Consider the following 8,288-nt stretch of genomic DNA (forward strand, 5'->3'; position numbering starts at 1 on the left):
CTCAGCCTCGGGTCGACAATTACATGCGCTGCAATACGGCTCAGATACAGATGGGAGTCGCGTCAAGACAAATGCCTTGCCATCTGAACTCCGTCGCCTGTGCCAAACGATGCATGACATCGAGCGCGAATTCACCGCAATTATGAAACAGTCGGGACTCGCCGTCATGCCGTCGCAAGCCGCGTGGGAGCATGATGCTGCACCCGCGAGCTTGCTTGAGCAGCATTCGATCATCTTCATCAACCACCATGTCTATTCACACCATGCGTGGTATTCGATGGTCCACTGGTATGTGCGGCAATGCTATTTGTCTTTTGATCCCAAAAGTCTTGACGACCTGGTCGAGGCCGTCAAAGAGATGCCACCCCTGTTTGCAGTCATGCTGGCTGAAATGTGCACCTCCGCGCCGCAAAACTTGCGCTCATTCATGCATGATCTAAAGTCTGCGCTGGACGGTGGTCTCTGTGTTCCGGAGCTGCGCATACTTGGGACGAAGCACGACCTCGAGAGCCAAAGGATTACTACCAAGACATGGTTTGATGAGCTCGCGGCCCAAGGTGTCGTCCGCAAAGCCCCAAAAGAAGGCAAGGTCGCTTATTGGTCAGCTTGAAGCGTTGTCGCATGAATGGCGTCGGCCGCCCAGAAGCTTTGCGCCAGAACGGAAAAGCCTGGCAGTCCTCCCCAGTCATCGAGATTGCCGATGACATAGATCCTGGAGCGCGCGCGTGTCAGTGCGACATTGAGCAGGTTAGGCTTCGCAGACGCCCAAAGCCTGCTGCGCCTTCCAGCGTCCCCAGGAGCGGAGCCAAGAACCAGAAAGACGACGTCCACTTCTCGTCCTTGAAAGCGGTGAACAGTGCCAGTTGGACACAAAACTGGAGCCGTTGGGCCCAGGACACGCCTGGCAACATCGCGCGCCGCGCGCTCAACTGACACGAACGGCGAAATAACACAGATGCTGGCATCACTGCCGCTTTTCTGAGGCCACGACCGCGCAAACCTTGCAAGACTTCTTTCGAGCATGTCCATTTCCTCACGCACAACCTTGTCCTCGAAGGTTGTGCCGCGAACATCAAGCCAGCAGCTTTGTCCTGCCTCCGGCATAGGGTCGGAAATGGCGCCGGGCGCCCCCTGAACCATCTGACCATCATAGGCAATCCGGTTCGCCACGCTGAACATTGGGTCAGCACAACGCCGGTGGACACGCAAAGGCATGCCAGTCCACACAGTGTCACACACCTCTGTTCCAGTCGAAACCCAGGCCCCCATCTTCATGCCGCTGTCTGCGACCGTTTGAGCAGATGCTGATGACGGCGAGAAGCGCTCTTGCGCACCTGCATCCATGCGAAGTCTCTCGATAACCGCACCTGGAATCTTAACGACCGGTTCGACCTGCAACGGATCTCCGACAATCGTCGCCTTTCTGGCACGTTGGAGCAAGCCTGCAATCGACTGTGGCGTCGCCTGCCCGGCCTCGTCAATTAGCACATGGCCAATCCACTCTTTGACGCTCGGCAGACGACGCACAGACGCAAGTGACGTCGAAATCACAGGGCAGATCAGAAAGAGAGTATTCCAGATGGCGACCTGTTGCTCAGGCTGGGCCGGCAACTCTCCCTTCAGGACCTTCTTTGCCGTCCAGATGAATGACTTGAGGTCGAATGCATTTGCTCGCAAAACCAATTCATGAAGCTTGAGTGCTTCGACAAAGACACGGCTCCTGACGATTTCGAACTCCTTATCGACCCAGAGACTGGCGAGATGTCGCAAGGCATGATCCTGTTCGAAGAAGGCTTCGTCAGGAATAGTGAAGTCGATCTTGCGGCGCTTCATACGCGATTGGATCTTTCGAAACGCAAGATCAAGCACTTCCGGTGAGCGTGGTCCCGCCGTCGTATCCGCAAGGCTAACATCCTCATCGATCGACACGCCCTGTTGAAGCAGGGCCAACTTTTCTTGTGTCAAAGCAAGAAGGAGATCGAGGTCGGACTGGTGCTTGAATCTTATTTTGCTCAATGACTCGAGGTCCGCAACCGTTTCCTTGAACACGCGCTTGGCCGATGTCCATTCTGATGGCTTCACGGGACCCATGGCCGTCAGTCGCGCAAAAAGCCCGTGTGGCACCGGGACATTCCCCTCCCCCTTGACCCTCTTGCCATCCAAGCCGCTGAATGCCCGCCAGATGTTGTCGGAATTACCCATTGGAAGAGACAGTAGTCCCCAACAATCCGGATCGCTCTCTCCAAACGCCTTTGCGACGTCATTGGCGACAGCAGGGAGATATTCCGCGTCCGGAAAGCTGCGACGATCAATCGAGTGGCGGCCCGGAAGTTCTTTTGAAATGTTTTCGACCGCAGCGTTGTTGTTGGACGCCACAATGATCCCCGTGCCCGCGACAAGTTCGCCTCGCACGACGTTCACCCCTTCTTTCTTGATGCGGATTTCCTTGAAGATATTGTAAGGCGTTGCCTCGTTTGAGAGCATTGTTGCGCGCGCCACGATCGTTTGGGCAATGATATCACGCAAAAGCGTCGTCTTGCCGGTTCCGGGCGGACCGTTGATTGCCACCAACGGCTCATTGCTGATTGCAGCTCCAACCGCAGCCTGCTGGGCCAGGACCAATGAATGATGAGGTGACGATGGCCACCGGGCCGTGGCAAGATTTGGCATGGCGACGGCGCGTGCCATTGCTGCATCGTCACGCAAGAGATCGATCCTCTCATCAGGGCCGGTTGCATCCGCAAGAAAAGCGCGAAGAGGAGCGGACAGTCCTTCGACGTCACCGACACCATTCTTATCGCATACGCACGCCAAACGATCGAGTTCTGATGCATAAAATGAGTATTGGACCGCATCGGAAAAATCAGGGCGAGGAACGTATGCACCCTCTTTGAACCGGATCGTCTTTGACGTGACACGAATGCGCGCTTCATGACCAGCCATACCAAGTTTCGATATCAGGCCCTTGGTGAGACCGAGCAACTTCGCCAGATCTGCGACATCCGTATGGACCATAACGCCGCGCGGTTTTGGAGCCTCGCCGTCATCGTCATCGAAAGTTGCAACTGGACTGCGCTCAGCATCTGACGTTTCATCTGGCCCCAGACCCTGCGCGCTCACTGCGCAGCCAAACTGCGTCTCCATGATGACGCCCACAGTTTCGTCAATCTTCGCAAAAATGCCGGACATGGTGCGCCCGGCAGCAAGCTCAGGCACCCCAAACGTAAGCGGAGCTGGAGTAAGGGAGCCCTCAAGCGGTCGCCCCATCCAGTCGAGGATGATGGTTCCAAGTGCTGCCGTCTCCCATAAGCGCGCTATGGCTTCTCCATCAGGCGCCTCGTCCGGCGCAATCGCCTTCAAGATATGGCCAACAACGTCGCGCATTTCCATGCAGCCCAAATAGACCAGATAGAAGGTCGCAGAGGAACTTGTGATCGCAGGATGAGATTGCTGCCATGGCAGCTTCCCGCGACGGGTGCCGCTGTGCTCAGTCACGCCAGGAAAGCCGTTTTTACCCCTCCCAACCTTGGGTGCGGTGGGAATCTCCATCGACTCGACGTCGCGGAAGAACTCAAGAGTTGATTTGATGTCAGTCATGGAGAGGAAATGGAGTTCATCTCTCCTGATCGGAAGCGCCGCATCACACGTGCAGGCCGAAGAAGCACTTGATCGCGCATGACAGATCTTGCAAATTGCACATCATGCCGAAAGATACGATTCACTCAGATGCAGAAAGCGCGGCAGCCTATAAGGCGGCGGCCAATTTCACCTATCTCATTGCTGAGTGTGGATATCGCGAACCAAAATTGATCGCACAGGACAGATATGCGTGCCTCATGCCGCTCCTGTTCACACATGCCATCATCACTGGCCGGATTGGAGACAAGGTGGGCTATGATGACCGGTGGTGCTACAGCAGCGCGCGAAGCGGAGAGTGCACTCGCTGCGTGGGCAGGACAGGGTGAGCCTGATGGGTGGCATCGACACCCCAATTCCGGCCGCAGACGCCTATACGATGGCGATGCCATCCTGAAGGAGTGGGTCAATCCATAGTTAGACTAGGACAATTTGACGACCAAGATGCGCAGGCACAGGCTTGCTCTTGAGGCGCACCAGCTCATAACAGCAGCCCTGAACATAATTGACCATTTCGCACATCCAGGACACGGAAAAGCGTGCCCGTCGGGCAACCGACCACGTCAGGAAATCGTCTGGACGCTCATTCTGCCACAGGCTGGCATGCCCTATGGAGAAGAAGTCACCGTTTGTTTCAAACCCGATCTCGAAGGCGTCAGCCTTGATCGTTGCGATGCTCGGAATGGCGATCATAAGATCATTGCACCACATGAGGCTCACGATCTCGTTGCTGTCGTCATCGTCAAAACAGACGATACGCGCTTCTTCAAGAATCCGCGCCGTTTCCGCGGCATTCTCCCAGTCAATGACAAAGACCTCGTCAGGCTCAATGAAAAAACGATCCTGGGCTGTCAGGTGAACCCGGCACCCTATCCAACATCCGACAGGCAATTCGCGCACCGCTTCAAGGTCGAAATCATAGCAAAGCTCACGTTGGTTGCGTGGCGACACAAGGATCACGGTGTCGCCTCTGAAGTGATCACGGTAGGACAGGAGTGGTGATGGGTCGCGGATCTCAGCGGGCGTCAGGGAAGTTTTATAGGCGAAGCGGTCGCACAAAACAGAGGTATGTCGGAATGCGTCCATGAACCGGAGGAAGTCAGAAACACCGCCGCCTTGCGCGTCAAAGTGATCACCCCATGCAAGTCCGGCAGAGACCAGTGAATTAAGGTGGATATCAGAAAAATACAGTGACCCTGCCCCATCGAGCTTGACGGCGCGCAGAAGTTCCGACTCGCATCTCAGGTCCCATAGCATGACGGATTGATACTTGAGCGTATCAAGAAAATCAGCCTCGCCGTGAAACCCCGCAGCCCTGCCGATCATGCCGAGGCGGTGCGAACGGGAAACAGATGGTGGAAAGATGCGATCTCCGATTTGAAGAATACGTTCAAGATCACCGTGGGCGACCTTGTAGCCAGGAAACCGCTGGACGGTAAGGTCTTTCGCTTCTCTCAACTTTCCCGGTCACTTTCATCTTTGCACGATGTCGCGCATCCACGCCTGAACAGGAAATGGGTCCAGGCCGCGCGAACCAAAGAGTCCATTTTACAGCCACCGCAAGAATGCGCCGATCGCGTCGCAAACCAGCGACCTGGGCCATGATCACAGTTGAAAATCCTTCGGAATCTGCAAAGAGGACCAATGTTCTCTACAGGACCAAAGCAAGGAACGATCACATGGCAGCCGGCCACCCGCCCTCCGATATAACAACGCGAAGCAGGGCGCGTGCACGTGCCGCCTCACTTCTGAAGCTTCCCGAAGCTGCGATCGAGGATGATCTCGTCGACTTTCTCGTCACAGACCAAGGGGACGCCCTTCTCAGGGCGCGCGCTGGGTCTGGTAAAACGACTGCCCTTGCAATCAAGGCCGCCTATCTGACGCAGGATCTCGGGATCAAACCCGAGACTATCATGATGCTGACCTTCAACAATGCGGCGGCGCGATCCCTCGAACAGCGCCTGTCCGCATTTGGCGTGCCTGGCGGCATCCGGGTGCGGACCTTCCACGCACTGGGACAACGCATTGTGCGCGCGCATTTTGGCGACTCCCGGCGTCCCGTCTTCGACGAGAAAAGCGAGGATGGCCTGGCAATCGCCCAGATGATGCAGGAATGCATCGACGAGATCGTGAAGAAGGAGTTCTACTTCTTCTGTGCCTCAAAGATGCGCACACACTATGGAAAGCGCAAAGAGTACGTTGAATCCGTCGGTCGTGAGGCGCTGGTTTCTGCTGTTCAATTTCTGCGGGCGCGTGGATACGGCCTTCAGAACCGGTTCGAGAACGCATGGGAGGTTGCCGGACCGATCGGCGGCACCGCAATGAAAGTCATCGTCGCTTTCGAGAACCGGCTCCGGGATGCTCGACTGCTCGATGCAACCTCTGTCCTTCAAGCCGCAGCATGGTCGCTCGAGCGAGAGATCGAAAAGGGCGTCATGCGTCAATCGGATGCCCATGGTGTAGACTGGATCTTCATCGATGAGTTTCAGGACGTTAGCCTACCCTACATGCGCCTCGTCGCAGCCGTGCGCGACATCAACGGCATGATCAACATTCAAGGCGTCGGGGATGACTGGCAGGCCATCAACGGGTTCGCAGGTGCGGACCTCGATTACTTTCGTGATGCAGCCAAACACCTGGATAACCCCAAGCAGCTCGATCTACTGCGGAACAGACGCTCAGGAGCGAAAATCGTGAACTGGGGCAATGCCGTCATGGATGCCATCGGAGCCGACGACGGTCCGGCAATCCTTTACCCCGGCAACGGCCAGGGTGAGGTCAATACCTCAAAGGTCACCGCGAAGCGCGACCTGTTCCTGGCCGCAAAGCGCCTCGCAGAACTGGTCGACCTTTCGCTTTCCGATGTCGCTCTTATTGCAAGAAAGTGGAAGGTCGGCGACCACACGATGTATCGCCTGCGGATTCAGGTTGAGGCCTTGTTGCGCGAGAAAGGCTACAAGGGGTCTGTCACAGGTATCACGGCACATGGATCAAAAGGCCTTGAGTGGGATCAAGTACTTCTCCTCGACGACGGGTCCTTCCCGATGGAGCATCCCTCTCGCCCGATCCTCGAGGCACTGATCCCGGAGGATGAATACCTGCGTGAGGAGGCGTGCCTCAAGCATGTTGCCGGCACACGCGCCCGCAAGAGGCTCGACGTCGTCGACATGACGTAGCGAGATTCTGCGATCGGTCTGAAATAATGCCTGAAACCGGATGAGTTTGATTTCCGACTGGCAGCAGAAAGTCCAATTTCATGATTATGGACAAACAGAGGAATACCTAATCATGACCGAAACCGCACCCAAAAAGAACTGCTTTCAGCTAGGTGAACCGCTGACCTTCTGCCTTTTGCTCTTGGGTGCACTTTTGCTGGCAGCCGTGCTTGCGTTCGGAGCCGGACACTTGCAGGCAAGAGCTGAAGCACTTGAGTCAAGCTTGGTTGCGTCTTTGGTCGCGGCGGAAACAGACATCAAGGCCCAAGGCGACGTCACTCTTTTTGTGAATATGTCAGGCGAACAAGTGGAGCGTGCCGTAACCTTCGGGCCGTTAGGTAACAAGTTTGTCCTGGTCTGTGCACAGAGCGCAGACGGCACAATCCTGCCTTGGTATATGAAGTATCAAGTTGCCCGCAAAATTTCTCTCTTGAAGGTGCGGGACCACGACGGCGCGTTGGAAACCTTGACATCGACTTGCAAAGAAGTGCTTGCGGAGATCTGATCTGCAACGGCCCGGCGCCACCCAGCACAGGCATTGAGCCATAATACCGCGTCTTGGGTGGAAGCAAGATTCCTGTGTGCACATATCCGGATCGGACAGATACGGCATCGGTCTCTTCCGGGTCTGATCCAAGCAAACCAACTCTTCACAGACTGACCAAATATGACGAATTTCATCTTCCAGAAGCGGTTTCTCCCGCTGGGTGTCTGCATTGTAGGCGCCATCGCATGCTTTGCACTTTCAATCGCGCAAGCCATGTGGCTGATGATCCCAGGCATCATTCTGGCCGCGCTGTCGGCCTTGGGCGTCTATGATCTGATGCAGACGCGGCACGCCGTGCTGCGTAACTACCCTGTCATTGGTCATATCCGCTACCTTCTTGAATCCATCCGGCCCGAGATCCGGCAGTATCTCCTGGAAGGCGACCGCGACGAGGAGCCTTTCAGCCGCGAGACGCGCAGCCTTGTTTATCAGCGCGCAAAGGGCGTTGAAGACAAAAAGCCGTTTGGCACGTCCGAGAAGGTTTACGACTCTGGATATGCCTGGGTCACCCACTCCATGATGCCCAAGCACATCGCTGATACCAACTTCCGGGTCCTGATCGGCGGGCCAAATTGTGCTCAGCCCTACAACGCATCCATCTACAACATCTCGGCCATGAGCTTTGGCGCACTTTCCGCTAATGCCATCAGCGCGCTGAACAAGGGCGCAAAAGAAGGCGGCTTCGCGCATGATACGGGCGAAGGTGGTATCAGCACATACCACCGGCAAGGCGGCGATCTGATTTACCAGGTCGCATCCGGCTATTTCGGTTGTCGCGCCGATGATGGCACATTCGATGTCGGCAAGTTCAAGCTTCAGGCCGCAGAGCCTCAAGTGAAGCTCCCCGGATTGAAATCCAGGGCTTCCTGATCGGTGTGAGCATCGTGATG

Annotated in this window: 5 protein-coding genes and 1 pseudogene; 4 read left to right on the forward strand and 2 right to left on the reverse strand. The window is 56.0% G+C overall.

Annotated features, from left to right (window positions below):
• The coding region (locus ACOI1H_RS21840; protein ID WP_422440144.1) for a hypothetical protein at positions 1 to 610 on the forward strand (610 nt) is incomplete at its 5' end.
• Here the strand turns inward: ACOI1H_RS21840 and ACOI1H_RS21845 are convergent.
• The gene (locus ACOI1H_RS21845) at positions 595 to 3,597 is read right to left on the reverse strand and encodes a DEAD/DEAH box helicase (RefSeq protein ID WP_422440146.1); all 3,003 of its coding nucleotides are present in this window, start codon (positions 3,595 to 3,597) and stop codon (positions 595 to 597) included. The genes ACOI1H_RS21840 and ACOI1H_RS21845 overlap by 16 nt on opposite strands.
• Before the next feature lie 456 nt (positions 3,598 to 4,053).
• A complete protein-coding gene (locus tag ACOI1H_RS21850) occupies positions 4,054 to 5,094 on the reverse strand; it encodes a hypothetical protein (RefSeq protein WP_422440148.1) in 1,041 nt (346 codons plus the stop codon).
• Positions 5,095 to 5,150: 56 nt separating this feature from the next.
• Between ACOI1H_RS21850 and ACOI1H_RS21855 the strand changes: the two genes are divergently transcribed.
• The 3 genes and pseudogenes from ACOI1H_RS21855 to ACOI1H_RS21865 all read left to right on the forward strand — a co-directional run.
• The gene (locus ACOI1H_RS21855) at positions 5,151 to 6,812 is read left to right on the forward strand and encodes a UvrD-helicase domain-containing protein (protein WP_422440150.1); all 1,662 of its coding nucleotides are present in this window, start codon (positions 5,151 to 5,153) and stop codon (positions 6,810 to 6,812) included.
• A 112-nt stretch (positions 6,813 to 6,924) separates the two neighbouring features.
• On the forward strand, positions 6,925 to 7,356 hold the full coding sequence (locus ACOI1H_RS21860) for a hypothetical protein (RefSeq protein ID WP_422440151.1): 432 nt from the start codon (positions 6,925 to 6,927) through the stop codon (positions 7,354 to 7,356).
• A 162-nt stretch (positions 7,357 to 7,518) separates the two neighbouring features.
• Positions 7,519 to 8,253 (forward strand): annotated as a pseudogene (locus ACOI1H_RS21865) (glutamate synthase-related protein); the annotation flags it as partial.
• Between the last annotated feature and the right edge of the window lie 35 nt (positions 8,254 to 8,288).

The organism is Loktanella sp. DJP18, from assembly GCF_049310965.1.
Classification (GTDB): Bacteria; Pseudomonadota; Alphaproteobacteria; order Rhodobacterales; family Rhodobacteraceae; genus Loktanella.

What these genes read in the sequence shown, in the direction of transcription:
- ACOI1H_RS21845 (WP_422440146.1), bottom strand. Translation starts at nt 3,597, where the DNA reads ATGACTGACATCAAATCAACTCTTGAGTTCTTCCGCGACGTCGAGTCG.
- ACOI1H_RS21855 (WP_422440150.1), top strand. Translation starts at nt 5,151, where the DNA reads ATGGGTCCAGGCCGCGCGAACCAAAGAGTCCATTTTACAGCCACCGCA.
- ACOI1H_RS21860 (WP_422440151.1), top strand. Translation starts at nt 6,925, where the DNA reads ATGACCGAAACCGCACCCAAAAAGAACTGCTTTCAGCTAGGTGAACCG.